This window comes from Bradyrhizobium sp. SEMIA (assembly GCF_014844175.1).
In the GTDB taxonomy this organism is placed as follows: Bacteria; Pseudomonadota; Alphaproteobacteria; order Rhizobiales; family Xanthobacteraceae; genus Bradyrhizobium; species Bradyrhizobium arachidis.
The window spans coordinates 22,450-37,369 of the sequence record NZ_CP046601.1; the positions used below are offsets into that span (position 1 = coordinate 22,450).

Consider the following 14,920-nt stretch of genomic DNA (forward strand, 5'->3'; position numbering starts at 1 on the left):
TCTCAAAATGGTTTGGCGATCATCAACCACAGGATCAGCATCGTCGCGCCGAAGCCGGGGAAGCCGAATGCAAACCAGCGGCGGAACAGGGCGAAGTAGCGCTCCGGCAGCGCGCTGCGTTGCTCGGCGGCCTTGCGCGCGAGATCGCGCATCTCGATCTGCATGAAGACGACGGGCACCCAGAACAGGCCGGCAAAGACGTAGAGCGCGAGCGAGGCCAGCAGCCAGCGCTCGGTGACCGGCGTCGCCGACAGCATCATCAGCAAGCCGCCCGTGAGCGGCTGGAGCAGCACGGCGGAGAGCGTGAAGATCGCATCCGCGATCACCACCACCGACGCGGTGCGCGCGATGAATGCTGCGTCGTTGGTGCGATGGGCCATCAGCATGAAGAAGGCGATACCGGTTCCGGTGCCGAGGATGACGACGGCGCCGAGCACATGGAGAAATTTGACCAGGAAATACAGCGTCATGGCTTCTTGGTCGCCACAGGTCTGGACGGGTTCAGCGCGCGCGCGAGCTCGCTGCTTGCGGCTTTGACCCCGGCTTCGGTCTCGATCATCCAATGACCCTCGCTGCCGACAGCGGGCAGTGTGCGGAAATCGGCCTTGCCGCCGCTGGCGCGAAACGCATCCGCCAATGCTTTCGAGAATGCCGGCGCAAAATAGCTGTCGTTGGCTGCAACGAGCCATGTGACGGGAATCCGCGCCGCCTTGCCGAACTCAGCCACGGCCGCCAGAAGCGTATGCGGCGCGCAGATCCGGTTCGGCTCATCATTGGCGTGGCCACCGCGGCCCGGCGCGAACGCGATGATCGCAGCGACGGCGTTCGGATCGGCATTGGCCAGCGCCAGCGCGCCCCAGCCGCCGGCGGAATGGCCGATCACGATGACTGCGTCCTTACGAATAAAATCCTTCTTTCGCAGGAATTCCAGCGCGCGCGTGATTTCGTCCGCCGTTGCGCGACCGGAGCGCGTGTAATCCGCTTCATCGCAGCCGCCCTGGTCCTCGACATAGCGGCCGCCACTCGCACCATGACCGAGCCGCTCCGGCACCAGCACGGCAAAGCCACGTGCGACGAGAAAGGCCGTGAGCGCGCGGTATTCCGGCTGCGGCATTTGCGCGCGACGCAAGACGTTCTGCGTCGAGGCATGCGCGATCACCGCGAGCCGGAATGGACCAGCGCCGGCAGGGCGAAACAACAGCGCATGCGCGGCAATGTCGTCGTCGGGCGATGGCACACGCCATTGTTGCCGGCGAAACGGTTCGCCCTCCTCACCCGACGCACCGAATGTGACCTCTGCACACAGCGGTGCCGTAGTCAGCAAGGCCAGCACAGGCAGGAGAGCGAGAGCGTTGAAGAGCCGCATGAATTGCCAAAGGCGAACACGGACAACCAACAGTGAGACTAGTAGGAACGAATCATTCTGGGCGGACTTTCTGCGCTGCCATTGCCATTCATTCGTTGCCGCAAGGCAGTTTTGCACCGACGCATGGCGCTGCGATGCCATTCGAACTGGCGTCCTGTCTTTTTTCGGTACAACATGGTTCAAATACTGATGCACAAAGTCCACACGTTAACCGATAATTAACGATAGGTCTTGCCGCCGGCGCGGCGACTTGGTTTGATCACGCCCATGAGCACAACCCTGATCGAGGTCCGGCCGGCCAAAGCTGCAGATGCAACTGCGGTGGCGTCCACCCATGACGAAGCCTGGCGTTCCGCCTATCAGGGCATCATTCCCGGCGCTGAACTGGAAAAGCTGATCAACCGTCGCGGACCGCAATGGTGGGACAGCGCGATCCGCAAGGGCAGCCGCGTCAGCGTGCTCGTGTTCGGCGACAAGATCGCGGGCTATGCGAACTATGGTCGCAACCGCGCCCGCAGCCTGCACTTCGACGGCGAGATCTACGAGCTCTATCTGCGCCCCGAATTCCAGGGCCTCGGCTTCGGCCGTCGCCTGTTCGCCGCCGCCCGCCGCGACCTGATGCAGAGCGGCCTGAAGAGCATGGTTGTGTGGGCGCTCTCGGACAACGATCCCGCGACCGAGTTCTACCGTGCCCTGGGCGGCCGGATGGTGGCGCGCTCGTCCGAGCGTTTCGGGCCGAAGTCGCTCGACAAGGTTGCCTTCGCTTGGACTAACTAAGATTTGGACCAATTAAGCTGCTGAAAGATTAGCCGGCAGCTTTTCCCTCCGTCGATACCGCCAGCCTTTTCCGCCGGTGATCGCGGGATTCATTATTTCGCAAAAACGCGATGGATCGACGGGCCAAGCCCGCGTATGACAGCGCCAAAATCGCTGCCGGGCGCGATTTAACCTCGGCAATAACGGAGTCTTGAATGCGTATCGATGCGGTCTCGATCGGGAAAAGCGTCCCCCACGACGTCAACGTCATTATCGAAGTCCCCGTGGGCGGCGAACCGATCAAATACGAGATGGACAAGGAGGCCGGCACGCTTGTCGTCGACCGCTTCCTGTACACGCCGATGCGTTACCCCGGTAACTACGGCTTCATCCCGCACACGCTGTCAGACGATGGCGATCCCTGCGACGTGCTGATCATCAACACCCGTGCCATCATCCCTGGCGCCGTGATGAGCGTGCGCCCGGTCGGCGTGCTGTTCATGGAAGACGAGGCCGGCGGCGACGAGAAGATCCTTGCGGTGCCGTCGTCGAAGCTGACGCAGCGCTACGACAAGGTGAAGTCGTATTCCGACCTGCCCGACATCACGCTGCAGCAGATCCAGCACTTCTTCGAGCACTACAAGGATCTCGAGAAGGGCAAGTGGGTGAAGATCCTGCGCTGGGGCGGCCCGGACGAAGCCCACAAGCTGATCCTCGAAGGCATCGAGCGCGAGAAGAAGAAGAAGGGCTGAGCTTTCCCCCTCACCCGGCTTGCTTCGCAATCCGACCTCTCCCCGCAAGCGGGGCGAGGTGAAGAAACGCTACACCGCCGGCTTCGGCAGCCCTGCGATCGCGCAGGCGGCGCGCAGCGTATTCACCAGCAGGCACGCCACCGTCATCTGGCCGACGCCGCCGGGCACCGGCGTCACTGCACCAGCCACGGCGAGCGCTTCCTGATAGGCGACATCGCCGACAAGACGGGTCTTGCCGTCCTCCTTCGGAATGCGGTTGATGCCGATGTCGATCACGGTTGCGCCCGGCTTCAGCCAGTCGCCGCGCACCATCTCCGGCTTTCCGACCGCCGCATAGACGAGGTCGGCGCGCTTCACGAGCCCTGGCAGATCGCGCGAGCGGGAATGCGCGATCGTCACCGAGGCATTCTCGTTCAGCAGCAATTGCACCAGCGGCCTGCCGACCAGGTTGGAGCGGCCGATGACGATTGCGTTCAGGCCTTCGAGCGAGGCGTGCACGCTCTTGGTCAGGATGATGCAGCCGAGCGGCGTGCAGGGCGACAGCGCCTCGAAGCCGCCGGCTAGGCGGCCGGCATTGTTCGGATGCAGGCCGTCGACGTCCTTGGCGGGATCGATCGCATTGATGACGGCCTCGGTGTTCAGCCCCTTCGGCAGCGGCAGCTGCACCAGGATGCCGTGCACGGCGGGATCGCGGTTGAGCTTTGCGACGAGCGCCAGCAGATCTCCTTGCGACACGTCAGCCGGCAGCTTGTGTTCAAATGACGCCATGCCGGCGGCCTGAGTCTGGGTGTGTTTTGAACGGACATAGACCTCGCTGGCGGGGTCGTTGCCGACCAGCACCACCGCAAGGCCCGGCACCAGATTGTGCTCGCGCTTGACCCGGGCGACCTCATCGGCGACGCGCGCGCGGAGCTCCGCGGCGATGACTTTTCCGTCGATGATCTTGGCCGTCATGTCAGTTCCCTCAGTCTGTCGATTTGGCGTCTGCTGATTTGGCTCGGGCCAGCCGGCGCAGAGCTTCGCCGAGCCGCCCCGGGTCGCCATCAACCGCGATCTGCTTCAGCCGCGCGGTGGCACCGGATAGCAGTTTTACGTTGGCCTTGGGCACGCCGAGCGATTTCGCCAGCAGCACCAGAACGGCCTTGTTGGCCTCGCCGCCATCGGCGATCGCGCGCACCCGCACCTTGAGCACGCTGCGGCCATCGGCCAATTGCTCGATCCCGTCGATATCGTCGCGGCCGCCGCGCGGCGTCACCCGCAGCGCGATGCTGATCCCTGCGGCGGAGTAGCGCCAAGGTTCCCTGAAAGCGTCTTTGGCAACCAAGGCGCTCCAGCCCGCTCAGATCACGTTGGGGTAGATGTAGTACAAAATCACCCGCTCGATGAACATGATGAGCAGAATCACGATGATCGGCGAGATGTCGAGGCGCCGAGGCTCGGCAGGAAATTGCGAATCGGCGCGAGAACCGGCTCGGTGATCCGATACAGGAACTCCGCCACCGCCGACACGAACTGGTTGCGGGTGTTCACGACGTTGAAGGCGATCAGCCAGGACAGGATCGCGGAGGCGATCAGCAGCCAGACGTAGAGATCGAGCACGATGATGACGATGTCGAGAACGGCACGCATGGCTTTTGAAGACTCTGGCTGCGGGTGGGATTGACGTCTTTCGCTAGATATCGGTTCCCCCCGGCCCAAACAAGGGAAGTCGGTGCCCGGATGGCTAAAACCCCCTTACACCCGTCCTTGACTTGACCTTGGCGGGGACTTAAATGGCGCCCGGTTGTCGGCCGCGTTTACCAGAGCGGCCAGCAAAGGGGCCATAGCTCAGCTGGGAGAGCGCGTCGTTCGCAATGACGAGGTCGGCGGTTCGATCCCGCCTGGCTCCACCACGCTTCGCCCTTCGGGCTACGCGTGGCGCAGCCGCGCGGAGCCGAAGGGTGAAGCGTGGTGTCCGGCAAAGCCCGCAGGGCGAAGACGGACTGCCCCCGGAAAATCCCCCTACCTCCCGGTAAACCGCGGCGGCCGCTTCTCCATGAAGCTCGCGACGCCCTCCCGGAAATCGCTCCCGTTCAGCGCCACCATCATCTCGCGGTTGGCCTCAATCGTCGCTTCCGCCAGGGTCTGGAACGGCACCTCGTAGAGCTGGCGCTTGATCACGGCCATCGCGCTCGGCGAGACGAAATCGGCGAGGTCGCGCGCATAGGCGTAGGTTTCCTCGCGCAGCTTCTCGGGCGGGTAGAGCCGGTTCACCAGCCCGATCCGCAGTGCTTCATCGCTGGTCACGCGCCTCGCTGACAGCAAGAGATCCATCGCATTGGCATGGCCGACGATGCGCGGCAGCATCCAGCTGATGCCGTGCTCGGCAATCAGGCCGCGCCGCGCGAAGGCCGTGGTGAACACCGTGTTGTCGGCGGCAAAGCGCAGGTCGCAATAGAGCGCGTGGACGAGGCCGATGCCGGCGGTCGCGCCGTTGAGCATGGCGATGACGGGCTTGCCGATCGACGGATAGAAGCCGTAGCGCGTCTGCCAGTCGGGCCGGCGGTTCATGTCGAACGGCGGCAGGTTCGATGCGCGCCTGACGTCGTTGGGATCGAGCCCTTTCAGCGCATCCATGTCGGCACCGGCGCAGAAGGCACGGCCCGCGCCTGTCAGCACGATGACGCGGACATTGTCATCGGCGCTCGAGGCTTCCATTGCATGGCGTACATCGCGCTCCATGATCGGCGTCCACGCATTCATGCGATCGGGACGATTGAGCGTGATGGTCGCGATCTTGTCGCTCACCTCATAGAGAATGTGCTCGTAGGCCATGGCGCTCTCCCTTTGCCGGCACGCGTTCGCGCGTGCTCGTTGGCAGCGAGCCTAGCATATAGAGGGAAGAGGCAAGAACTTGCGCGAAGGCGCGATCACTCGGCGGCTTGCGCCAACACCACGCGGCGCGCCAGCCAGCCGTCGATGAAATGATCGAGCCAGGCGCGTTCCGCCACGTCGTACACGGCGCGATCCGCGAAATGATGATGCCGCTCGCGCGCGCCGGGCGCGCTGAGGCCGTCATAGCCGCGCGTGGTCCAGCAATGCATCATCGCGTAGGTCACATCAGGATGGAACTGCACACCGAAGGCATTGTCGGCGCGGAACGCCTGGATCGGAAAATCATCGCCTTCCGCCAGCAATTCGGCGCCCCGCGGCAATTCGAAGCCTTCGCGATGCCAGTGATAGACCTGCGCCGGCCAGTCCGGGCAGAGCGCGTGTCCTGCGGCAGTCGGGCGGATCGGATAGTAGCCGATCTGGGTCAGCGCCTGCGCATGCGGCGCGACGCGCGCACCGAGCTGCATCGCCAGCATCTGCGCGCCCAGGCAAATGCCGAGGAACGGCCGCTGTTCGCGGAGCGGAATTTCAATCCAGTCGATCTCGCGGCGGATGTAGTCGTCGGGATCGTTGGCGCTCATCGGGCCGCCGAAGATCACGGCGCCGGCATGCCGGTCGAGCGTTGCAGGCAAGGGATCGCCGAAGCGGGGACGGCGAATGTCGAGGCGATGGCCGAGCGTGCGCAGCGCGTTGCCGACGCGGCCGGGCGTCGAGGATTCCTGATGCAGGACGATCAGCACCGGCAGAAGGGGTTCGGAGGCGGCGGCGCCCGGCGCCCTCTTTCGGAAGGGCACCAGTTCTGCGCCACCAAACCTGTCCGTCCGGAACGACATGGCCTTTGCGAGTGCTATCGGTCTAGTTCGCCAGCATAGCTAAGCGAAGGTTAACATCGTGTGAGTTCGCGCACACACGCCTCGAGATTAAAGCAAGCTCCGGGCCACTACGGGGCTTCTTCAATGCCGCTGGCGCTGAAACCGGCTGGTGGCCGACAGGATGAAGCCGCGCGGGAAGAATCGCAGCGCGAACGGCACGATCTTGATGCCGAGGCCGGGCAGTACTGCCCGTTTGTTGGCCATCAGGCCGCGATAGGCCTCACGCGCAACCTCAGTGGCCGACACATTGAGCAGGGCCGTATCATGGCCGGAGCCGACGCCGGCGCGCGCCTGGAATTCGGTCGGCACCGGACCCGGGCAAAGCACGGTGACGCGAACGCCGCGCGGCGCGAGCTCCGCCCGCAAGGCTTCGGTGAGGGAAATCACATAGGCCTTCGACGCGTAGTAGACGGCCATGCCGGGGCCCGGCAGGAAGCCCGCGACCGATCCGACATTGAGCAGACCGCCCTTGTTCCTGATCAGCTGATCGGCAAAGCGCAACGACAGATCGGTCAAGGCGCGGACGTTGACGTCGACGATGCCGACCTGCTCGTCGCGGTCGCGCTCGATGGCATCGCCGAACACGCCGAAGCCGGCGTTGTTGACGAGATGGTCGAGCTCGACACCTTCGGCCGCAAGCGCCGCGGCGATCCTCTCGCCAGCGTCGTTGTCCTGGAGATCGCAGGCGATCACGATCGGCTTCTTGCCGCACTTCGCGGACAGCTCGTTCGCAAGGGCCTCGAGCCGGTCCGCCCGTCGCGCCGTCAAAGCAAGGCGGTGGCCATTGGCGGCGAACACGCGCGCCAGCTCCGTACCTATTCCCGCCGAGGCACCGGTGATCAACGTTACCCGCTCAGTCACGATCGACGTCTCTTGAATTGAAGTGTTTTGGCCCCGCAATGGCGGAACGAGAGCATAGGCCGTGCGCGACAGGCAAGCGGCGCCGGCAGCATGGCTGCTTGAACGGGCGGCAGGAGCGCGGGAAAGCTGCGGAATTTGCAGGTGAATCCGACACCGGCGCGGCGGCGGTTACATTAAAGTTTCGTCATGTGGTCGATACAACCGGCAGGCCGCCGGGCCTAAGCGGCTCAGCCGCCGATCGCGTCGTCCTTGACCTGACCGCCATTTTGGCCGCCGGCGCGCTCGGCGATGGCATGCTTCAGGTCGATGCGGTCGCGCTGGGAGATCCCGAGCAGGTCGGAGGCGCGCCAGACGACGTTGTCCTCGAACTCGGTGACCTGGCCGTCCGCATAAACCAGCTCCCACATCATCCGGACGATGCGCTTGCGGCCCTCTTCGTCGAGCGAGCGCATGATGACGCTGGTGAAATGGTAGAGATCGACCGCCTCGCCTTCGACCTGGGTCGCATCTGCGATCAGCCGGTCCGCGGTGCCGCGATCGAGCCCGAAATGGCTTTCGATCAGGCTGTGCAGCTTGCGCTGCTCGGCCGCCGTCGGCTGGCCGTCCAGCGACACCACGTGGACCAGCAGCGCCGTCGCAGCCAGGCGATAATCGCTGTCGGCGAACGCGCGATTCTGATCATGCGGGGCGACAATGTCGGCGATGAATTGGCGCAGGCCGTCGAGCATATAAGGTCCTACCGAAATCGATGACGCCGCAACAAGCGCGGCCGTGACCAGCATTATATGAGCGGGAAACCCAACCGGCGCAATGTGCGGCAGCTCCGCGCGCCGCATTACGTTTCGGCAATCTGTTCTCTCCGTCAAGTCCGGGCTTTCCACGTATTTCCGCGAGTAGGCGTGGATGCCCGGGTCAAGCCCGGGTATGACGGCGGAGAGAGTGTGGCGCGCACGTCATTGCGAGGAGCCGTTGCGACGAAGCAATGATGGAGATAGTGGCAGCGCCGTCAGCTTCTCACGGTATCTCGTACACCACCATCTTGTCGGCGATGCCGCGCAGCGCGGCCTGCTTCTGGATCGGCTTGATCGCGCGCCGCTCCAGCACCTCGGCGACCGCTGGGGCATCGAGCACCGGGCCGGTGATGTGGATCTCCTGCGCGGTCGAGAGGCTCTGCACGCGTGCGGCGATGTTGACGGTCTGGCCGAAATAATCCTGCCGCTCGTTGAGCATCACCGCGAGGCATGGCCCTTCGTGGATACCGATCTTGACGATGAGGTCGGCGGTGCCGCGCTGCCTGTTGAGCTCGTCCATCGCCGCGCGCATCCGCAGGCCGGCGACGATGGCGTGCTCGGGACGGACGAAGGTCGCCATCACGGCATCGCCGATGGTCTTCACCACCGCGCCCTTCTCGGAGGAGATGATCTCGAGCAGCGCGTGGAAATGCGCGCGCACGAGATCGAAGGCGGCGAGATCGCCGACGCGCTCGTAGAGCGCGGTCGAGCCTTTCAGGTCGGTGAACAGGAAGGTGAGGGAGGTGATCTGGAGCCGCTGATCGAGGCTGAGATTGTCTGCCTTGAACACGTCGCGAAAGGTCTGGTTCGACAGCATGCGCTTGGCGGTGAGGAACGGCTTGCGCTTGCCGATGAGATGATGAAGTGCCTCGGCCGCGATGAACACCGACGGCAGCACGCGCACGCCGGCCTGGTTCTCCAGCGACAGCCGCAGCGGACCCGGCCGCATCGTCGTGGTCCCGGTCGGCGCCTGTACCTTGTTGTACATGATGGCGAGCTGCTGGCGATCCTTGGTCGGCTCGCCCTGGACGTCGATGAACTGGGCGGCGTGCGTCACCGGCTCGAAGATGATGATGAAGTCGTTCGGCAGCTGCAGCGACATCGTCGCCTTCTCGCCGGCCGGCAGCTCCATCGTATCCAGCGTCACCTCGTTGGCCAGCGTCGCGAACGATTCCTTGTTGAAGTCGACGCCGGAGCTCCAGAACACCTGCTTGAAATACTCCCACACCGGCAGCGTATCGGGGGCATGCGCGGCGATGCGCCGGACGCGCGGATTCACGGTGAAGGAGACCTCGACCTGATCGTCGACCGAGGCCTTGTAGCCGCAGGCGCAGAGCGCGCAGTGATAATCGTCCGGCTTGAGCGCCTTCAGCGTCGTGTGGGCGCCCAGCACGCCGCCGCAGCCGGGGCACAGCACGTTCCAGCCGAGATCGAACAATCCGAGCCGCGCCGCGTGCAGGAAGGCGGAGATCGCGTGCTCTTCGTCGACGCCATGGTGCTTCGCGAAGTCGAGGACATTGACGCGGTTGAGCTCGTGATCCTCGCCGTCCGCGATCATCCGCGCGATCTCATCGACCACCTTGGCGTCGGCGGTCTGCTTCAGAACGGAAAACTGGGCCTGGATGTCGCTCATGGCGCAACTCTATCTCTCTTGGATCACGCCATCGGCCAGGCCATCGCCTGTCACCGACGCGTGATGCGGAACATGGGTGAGTGGTCCGGCTGGGTCGTGACGACGCCGAGCGGAATCACTGGATTTGTCGTATCGGCGAGCTCGACGCGGAACGCGCCGATCAGCCGCGCCAGCGCCAGCACCGATTCGGCCTGCGCGAACGGCGCGCCGACGCAGACGCGCGGCCCCGCGCCGAACGGCAGATAGGCGAAGCGATCGGGCGCCTCCGCCGACATGAAGCGCTTTGGAATGAACGCATTCGGCTGGTCCCACAGCTTCTCGTGCCGGTGCAGCAGCCAGGGCGCGATCATGATGATGTCGCCCTTGCCGATCTCGACGCCGGCCGCGTTGTCCTTCTCGCGCGCCGCTCGCGCGACAAGGAAGGCGGGCGGATAGAGCCGCATCGTCTCCTCGATCACCGCGCGGGTGAATTTCTGCCGGTCGATGTCGGTCATGCTGTCGAGATGCTCGCCGCGGGTCTCGAGTGCCACCTCCTCCTGCGTCTCCGGATCGAGCGCGAGCAGATAGAGCGCCCAGAACAGCGCCGTCGCGGTGGTCTCATGACCGGCGAGGATCATGGTCGCGACCTCGTCGACGAGCTGCTCGTCGGAAAAACCCTTGCCGGTTTCAGGATCGCGCGCGGCGTCCATGAGATCGAACAGGTCGCGCGGCGGCGCGTCCGCCTTCTTGCCTGCGGCGCGCCGCTCGGCGATCAGCGTCGCGACGAACTCGGTCCAGCGCTTGCGGAAGCGGGCGCGGGCAAGATCCATCGGGGTCGGCCAGGACACCGGCAGCACCATGTCGAGGAAATAGGGCCGTCCCAGCCGATCGGCATATTCCATGACGAAGTTGCGCAAGGTCGGCCCGTGCCGGTCCATGCCGAACGAGAACATCGTGCGCCCGGCGATCTCCAGCGTCATGCGCTGCATGACCTCGCGCAGATCGACCGGCTCGCTCGTGCGCGTATCGAGCTTGGCGATGGTCTCGTCGAGCACCGCGGTCATGTGCGGAACGAGGTTCGCGGTCGCGCGCGGCGTGAAGGCCGGCGCGAGCGTGCGGCGCTGAAACGTCCAGGAATGGCCTTCCGCAATCAGAAGGCCGTCGCCGAGCACGGGGCGCAGCATGCGGATGCCGGCCGGCGTGCGCGTGTAATTCTCGTAATTGCTGAGCAGCACGTGCCGGATTGCATCCGGCTGGTTCAGGATGAAGCTGTTGCGGAGGAAGAAGCGGCCCTTGATGACCTCTTCCTCATAGGCGCGCTGGCCCCAGGTCGCGATCATGTTGCGCCTGATCACGGCGACCCGGCCGAGGAACGACATGTAGTCGGGCGCACGCGGCGGTGCCGGAGGGACGATGGGCCGACGCACGCTGGCGATATTCATGGCTCCCTCCCGAGAGATATGGCGCAGGTCAATAGCTAGTAAGTCAGCTCGGCAATCGCAATCCTGTTCTCGGCGGCAGGCCAGAGCCGTGCCACAATCCGTTCTTCGCCAAATTGGGCCACGATGTTACGCCCAACCTCGCTGGCGGGAAGACGCAAGGTTGCTGCCGCATCCGTGGGCACGCCCGGCTTGACGTCGGCCGGCTCCTGGCCGTCGAACAGCACCACGTCCCGCGGCAGGCCGAAATAGCCGCGCGGGCGCGACATGATCACGACCGCGCCGGCATCCTTGTCTGCCGGGCCGAGCGGGCGCGCAGGCCTGAGGTGCACGACGTCGGACGAGCGCGGGAAGGGCGAGCGGTAGATGTGCGTCGTGGGCGCCTCCGGCGAGGTCAGGACGAATTCGAGCGACCATGAAGGATCGACCTGCGCCACGCCCCAGCGGCCATCGGCTCCGGTCTTCGTGCTGTGCACCGCATTGCCATTGCGCTCGCCGGTCTGGGGATCGACGCGGAAGACATCGACGGTTGCGCCCACAACCGGACGATTGGTCGGCGCGCCGCCCGGCGTGCCCGTGACGAGGCCGCTCAGCCTGACGCTCTGCTCCGGCATGATCGCGATCCGCGCCGGCTCGCGTCCCGCGATGAACTTGTAGATCTCGCGGAAGGCGCGCGGGTGGAACGCCACCTCGCGATGGTCGAGCGCGCCGAGCACGAGATTAGTGGCGCCCTTCAGCTCCGGCCCCTCGTTGGTAACATTGGTCGGCGTGCCGGGCTTGCCGATGAAGCGGCCGTCGGCCTGCGCATATTTGTCCATGCCGTCGCTGCGCAAGGTGAGGAAGGCCGTGCCCGGCGTCACCTCGCTCTCGCCCTCGTTCAGGCCGCGCAGGAACGGGCCGCGGCCGTTGAACTCGTTGTTCAGTTGATCGTCGGTTGCGAACACGCCGTGATTGGGAGTGCCGCACAAGACGGCGTGGCTGACATCGCCGGCGCCGCCATTCCTGATGACGTAGCGGATCGCATTGCCACCGCGCGAGCTGCCGACCAGCGCCACGCGAGGAGCGCCAGTCCGGCGCTTCAGGTCTGCGATGGCGGCGGCAAGCTCGCGGCGCTGGTCCTCGGTCGAGGAGCGGCCGGCCTGCTCGACCTTGTCGTCGCTGCGCGCCAGTGGATCAGTGAAATTGATCGCCATCATGCGATCACGCGCGATGCCGTTGGATTCCATCCGCCAAAGCGTCGTCATCCAGAGCGCGTCGTAGTCGCCATTGCCATGGACGAACAGGATCGGCGGCACCTCGACGTTCTGCGCCGCGGGCGCGGTCTGGGCCAGCGCCCCCGTCCGCAAGCTCGCAACCGCGAAAGGCAGGCTGCCCACCCCTTGCAGGATCGTCCGTCGCGACAGCTTCATCTGTTCCTCCCCGGCAAGCCCATCTTTGCACTGCTTATACCGGCCTAACCACTGGACAGCGAAGGACTTTCGCGGGCATCACTGGTCTTGCCGGAATCACCCGAAGACCACTCCAAGCCCACTTCTGCCAGCCCATATGGAAGGGGATATGACCGAGCAGCCGAACCGTCAGAAAATTGCGGCCGACGGCATTACCGCGCCGCTGCGGTATACCGTCTTCCGGCGCATCTGGCTCGCCAGCCTGCTCTCCAATCTCGGCCTCTTGATCCAGGGCGTGGGCGCGGCCTGGGCGATGACGCAGATGGCGGCCTCGGCCGACCAGGTCGCGCTGGTGCAGACCGCCTTGATGCTGCCGATCATGCTGATCTCGATGCCGGCCGGCGCGATCGCCGACATGTACGACCGCCGCATCGTCACCCTGGTCTCGCTCGCGATCGCGCTGACCGGCGCGTCCGCGCTGACGATCCTGGCCGGGCTCAAGCTGATCACCCCGGAGACGCTGCTTGCCTTCTGCTTCGTCGTCGGCAGCGGCAACGCACTGTTCGGTCCGGCCTGGCAATCCTCGGTCAGCGAGCAGGTGCCGCCCGAAGCATTGCCGTCGGCCGTCGCGCTGAACGGCATCAGCTACAACATCGCGCGCAGCTTCGGTCCGGCGGTCGGCGGCGTCATCGTCGCCGCGCTCGGCGCGGTGGCCGCCTTTGCCTGCAATGCGATCCTCTATCTGCCGCTGCTGGTGGTGCTGCTGTTGTGGCGGCGCGTGGTCGAACCCTCGCGCCTGCCGCGCGAGAAGCTCAACCGCGCCATGGTGTCCGGCTTCCGCTACATCACCAATTCGCCGCCGATCAAGATCGTGCTGTTGCGCACGCTGGTGATGGGTCTGATCGGCGGCGCCATCATGGCGCTGATGCCGCTGGTCGCGCGCGACCTCCTGCATGGCGGCGCGCAGACCTACGGCATCATGCTCGGCGCGTTCGGCATGGGCGCCGTCGTCGGCGCGCTCAACATCCACGAATTGCGCAAGCGCATGAGCGGCGAGGCCGCGATCCGCGCCTGCACCATCTCGATGGCCTTCGCGATGGCCGCGCTTGCCGTCAGCACCGAGCCGGTGCTGACCGCGGCGGCGCTGGTGCTCGCCGGCGCAGTCTGGATGGCGGCGGTCGCGCTGTTCAACATCGGCGTGCAGCTCTCGGCGCCGCGCTGGGTCGCGGGCCGCTCGCTCGCGGCGTTCCAGGCCTCGATCTCCGGCGGCATCGCGATCGGCGCCTGGGGCTGGGGCCATCTCACCGACTATGCCGGCGTCGAGGTCGCGCTGCTGGTTGCCGCCGGCCTGATGCTGCTCTCGCCGCTGCTCGGGATCTGGCTGACGATGCCGCGGGTCGGCGCCCGCAACGAGGATGCCGACGTGCTGGCCGATCCCGAGGTGAAGCTGTCGATCACCGGCCGCAGCGGACCCTTGGTGGTGGAGATCGAATATCGCGTGTCCCAGGAGAATGCGCGCGCCTTCCACAATGTGATGCAGGATGTGCAGCTCTCGAGGCAGCGCAACGGCGCCTATGGCTGGTCGATCGCACGCGACATCGCCGATCCCGAATTGTGGACCGAGCGCTATCACTGCCCGACCTGGTTCGATTACTTGCGCCAGCGCAACCGCTCGACCCTGTCCGAACGCGCGCTGCATCAGCAGGCGATCGATTTCCACATCGGCCCCGAGCCGGTGCGCGTCCGCCGCATGCTGGAACGGCCGTTCGGCTCGGTACGCTGGAAGGAAGAGACGCCGGACCGCGCGAGCAAGGAAGTGCTGCCGGTGGTCGCGACCGCGGCGGGGAGCAGTACGTAAGCCTCGTCACTGCCCGTGGTCGGTCAGCACCTTGTCGCAGGCCTTGCTGAGGCGGGAGCGGTTCTGCTTGAGACAGGCGAGCACGGCACCATCGCCATTGTTCATCACGGCGCGGCAGTGACGGCTGACATCACGCGCGCAGGCATCGTGACCGGGCTGCTGTTGCGCGGATGCAGCCGATGCGCAGAGGAGCAAAGAAACAGTGAAAAGAAATCTGGTCATCGCGTAATGCCTCTACCCGGAAAGAAAGTCGGGCGAAGCTAGTGCGACGATCTCTCAGCCGCAACGGCTTTATTGGCAGCAGACATCTTCGTCGCCGCGTGGCCCCGGGTTGATACCGGGGCGCATCGCGTA

General features: G+C 65.2%; 15 protein-coding genes, 1 tRNA gene and 1 pseudogene. 4 read left to right on the top strand and 13 right to left on the bottom strand.

The genetic code is table 11. The annotated features are described in order from the left end of the window. Positions 1-2: 2 nt before the first annotated feature. Positions 3-470 carry a DUF2269 family protein gene (locus tag FOM02_RS00120; protein WP_027561774.1) on the bottom strand — a complete coding sequence of 156 codons (468 nt, stop codon included), beginning with the start codon at positions 468-470 and terminating at the stop codon, positions 3-5. After that, a complete protein-coding gene (locus tag FOM02_RS00125) occupies positions 467-1,366 on the bottom strand; it encodes an alpha/beta hydrolase family protein (protein ID WP_265441391.1) in 900 nt (299 codons plus the stop codon). Before FOM02_RS00125 ends, FOM02_RS00120 begins: the two co-directional genes overlap by 4 nt. A 267-nt stretch (positions 1,367-1,633) precedes the next feature. On the opposite strand from FOM02_RS00125, the gene FOM02_RS00130 reads away from it, so the two are divergent. Both FOM02_RS00130 and ppa read left to right on the top strand, forming a co-directional pair. Continuing rightward, the gene (locus FOM02_RS00130; RefSeq protein WP_008136728.1) at positions 1,634-2,143 is read left to right on the top strand and encodes a GNAT family N-acetyltransferase; all 510 of its coding nucleotides are present in this window, start codon (positions 1,634-1,636) and stop codon (positions 2,141-2,143) included. Between the two features lie 194 nt (positions 2,144-2,337). Further along, the gene (gene ppa / locus FOM02_RS00135) at positions 2,338-2,874 is read left to right on the top strand and encodes an inorganic diphosphatase (RefSeq protein ID WP_027561772.1); all 537 of its coding nucleotides are present in this window, start codon (positions 2,338-2,340) and stop codon (positions 2,872-2,874) included. 69 nt (positions 2,875-2,943) lie between these two features. Here the strand turns inward: ppa and FOM02_RS00140 are convergent, their stop codons facing one another. The 3 genes and pseudogenes from FOM02_RS00140 to FOM02_RS00150 form a co-directional block, all read right to left on the bottom strand. After that, the gene (locus FOM02_RS00140) at positions 2,944-3,828 is read right to left on the bottom strand and encodes a bifunctional methylenetetrahydrofolate dehydrogenase/methenyltetrahydrofolate cyclohydrolase (RefSeq protein ID WP_027561771.1); all 885 of its coding nucleotides are present in this window, start codon (positions 3,826-3,828) and stop codon (positions 2,944-2,946) included. A gap of 10 nt (positions 3,829-3,838) precedes the next feature. Continuing rightward, positions 3,839-4,198: a DUF167 domain-containing protein gene (locus FOM02_RS00145; protein ID WP_027561770.1), complete on the bottom strand. Its 360-nt coding sequence runs from the start codon at positions 4,196-4,198 to the stop codon at positions 3,839-3,841. Between the two features lie 15 nt (positions 4,199-4,213). Further along, positions 4,214-4,503 (bottom strand): annotated as a pseudogene (locus FOM02_RS00150) (YggT family protein). A gap of 187 nt (positions 4,504-4,690) precedes the next feature. Between FOM02_RS00150 and FOM02_RS00155 the strand changes: the two are divergent. After that, positions 4,691-4,766 (top strand) — tRNA-Ala (locus FOM02_RS00155). Between the two features lie 109 nt (positions 4,767-4,875). Here the strand turns inward: FOM02_RS00155 and FOM02_RS00160 are convergent. From FOM02_RS00160 to FOM02_RS00190, 7 genes are all read right to left on the bottom strand, one after another. Then, positions 4,876-5,688 (bottom strand): enoyl-CoA hydratase, encoded by an 813-nt coding sequence (locus tag FOM02_RS00160; RefSeq protein ID WP_027561768.1) that lies wholly within the window; start codon positions 5,686-5,688, stop codon positions 4,876-4,878. A 95-nt stretch (positions 5,689-5,783) separates the two neighbouring features. Beyond that, positions 5,784-6,578: a glutamine amidotransferase gene (locus tag FOM02_RS00165; protein WP_027561767.1), complete on the bottom strand. Its 795-nt coding sequence runs from the start codon at positions 6,576-6,578 to the stop codon at positions 5,784-5,786. Positions 6,579-6,698: 120 nt separating this feature from the next. Next, positions 6,699-7,478, bottom strand: a complete 780-nt coding sequence (locus FOM02_RS00170) for an SDR family NAD(P)-dependent oxidoreductase (protein WP_027561766.1) — start codon at positions 7,476-7,478, stop codon at positions 6,699-6,701. Positions 7,479-7,705: 227 nt separating this feature from the next. Continuing rightward, positions 7,706-8,206: a TerB family tellurite resistance protein gene (locus FOM02_RS00175; protein ID WP_027561765.1), complete on the bottom strand. Its 501-nt coding sequence runs from the start codon at positions 8,204-8,206 to the stop codon at positions 7,706-7,708. 286 nt (positions 8,207-8,492) lie between these two features. Beyond that, positions 8,493-9,902: an adenylate/guanylate cyclase domain-containing protein gene (locus tag FOM02_RS00180; RefSeq protein WP_027561764.1), complete on the bottom strand. Its 1,410-nt coding sequence runs from the start codon at positions 9,900-9,902 to the stop codon at positions 8,493-8,495. Positions 9,903-9,952: 50 nt separating this feature from the next. Then, complete coding sequence (locus FOM02_RS00185) at positions 9,953-11,323, bottom strand: cytochrome P450 (RefSeq protein ID WP_265441392.1); 1,371 nt, start codon at positions 11,321-11,323, stop codon at positions 9,953-9,955. Positions 11,324-11,358: 35 nt separating this feature from the next. After that, positions 11,359-12,729, bottom strand: a complete 1,371-nt coding sequence (locus FOM02_RS00190; RefSeq protein ID WP_027561762.1) for a hydrolase — start codon at positions 12,727-12,729, stop codon at positions 11,359-11,361. Between the two features lie 148 nt (positions 12,730-12,877). Here FOM02_RS00190 and FOM02_RS00195 point away from each other — a divergent pair, with 148 nt between their 5' ends. Continuing rightward, a complete protein-coding gene (locus FOM02_RS00195; RefSeq protein WP_027561761.1) occupies positions 12,878-14,566 on the top strand; it encodes an MFS transporter in 1,689 nt (562 codons plus the stop codon). 6 nt (positions 14,567-14,572) lie between these two features. Here the strand turns inward: FOM02_RS00195 and FOM02_RS00200 are convergent, their stop codons facing one another. Beyond that, the gene (locus tag FOM02_RS00200; RefSeq protein WP_027561760.1) at positions 14,573-14,788 is read right to left on the bottom strand and encodes a cysteine rich repeat-containing protein; all 216 of its coding nucleotides are present in this window, start codon (positions 14,786-14,788) and stop codon (positions 14,573-14,575) included. Positions 14,789-14,920: the final 132 nt, after the last annotated feature.

Bases quoted from the DNA above. Each gene is read 5' to 3' on its own strand.
- FOM02_RS00120 (WP_027561774.1), bottom strand. From the start codon at position 470: ATGACGCTGTATTTCCTGGTCAAATTTCTCCATGTGCTCGGCGCCGTC.
- FOM02_RS00125 (WP_265441391.1), bottom strand. From the start codon at position 1,366: ATGCGGCTCTTCAACGCTCTCGCTCTCCTGCCTGTGCTGGCCTTGCTG.
- FOM02_RS00130 (WP_008136728.1), top strand. From the start codon at position 1,634: ATGAGCACAACCCTGATCGAGGTCCGGCCGGCCAAAGCTGCAGATGCA.
- ppa (WP_027561772.1), top strand. From the start codon at position 2,338: ATGCGTATCGATGCGGTCTCGATCGGGAAAAGCGTCCCCCACGACGTC.
- FOM02_RS00140 (WP_027561771.1), bottom strand. From the start codon at position 3,828: ATGACGGCCAAGATCATCGACGGAAAAGTCATCGCCGCGGAGCTCCGC.
- FOM02_RS00160 (WP_027561768.1), bottom strand. From the start codon at position 5,688: ATGGCCTACGAGCACATTCTCTATGAGGTGAGCGACAAGATCGCGACC.
- FOM02_RS00165 (WP_027561767.1), bottom strand. From the start codon at position 6,578: ATGTCGTTCCGGACGGACAGGTTTGGTGGCGCAGAACTGGTGCCCTTC.
- FOM02_RS00175 (WP_027561765.1), bottom strand. From the start codon at position 8,206: ATGCTCGACGGCCTGCGCCAATTCATCGCCGACATTGTCGCCCCGCAT.
- FOM02_RS00180 (WP_027561764.1), bottom strand. From the start codon at position 9,902: ATGAGCGACATCCAGGCCCAGTTTTCCGTTCTGAAGCAGACCGCCGAC.
- FOM02_RS00185 (WP_265441392.1), bottom strand. From the start codon at position 11,323: ATGAATATCGCCAGCGTGCGTCGGCCCATCGTCCCTCCGGCACCGCCG.
- FOM02_RS00190 (WP_027561762.1), bottom strand. From the start codon at position 12,729: ATGAAGCTGTCGCGACGGACGATCCTGCAAGGGGTGGGCAGCCTGCCT.
- FOM02_RS00195 (WP_027561761.1), top strand. From the start codon at position 12,878: ATGACCGAGCAGCCGAACCGTCAGAAAATTGCGGCCGACGGCATTACC.
- FOM02_RS00200 (WP_027561760.1), bottom strand. From the start codon at position 14,788: ATGACCAGATTTCTTTTCACTGTTTCTTTGCTCCTCTGCGCATCGGCT.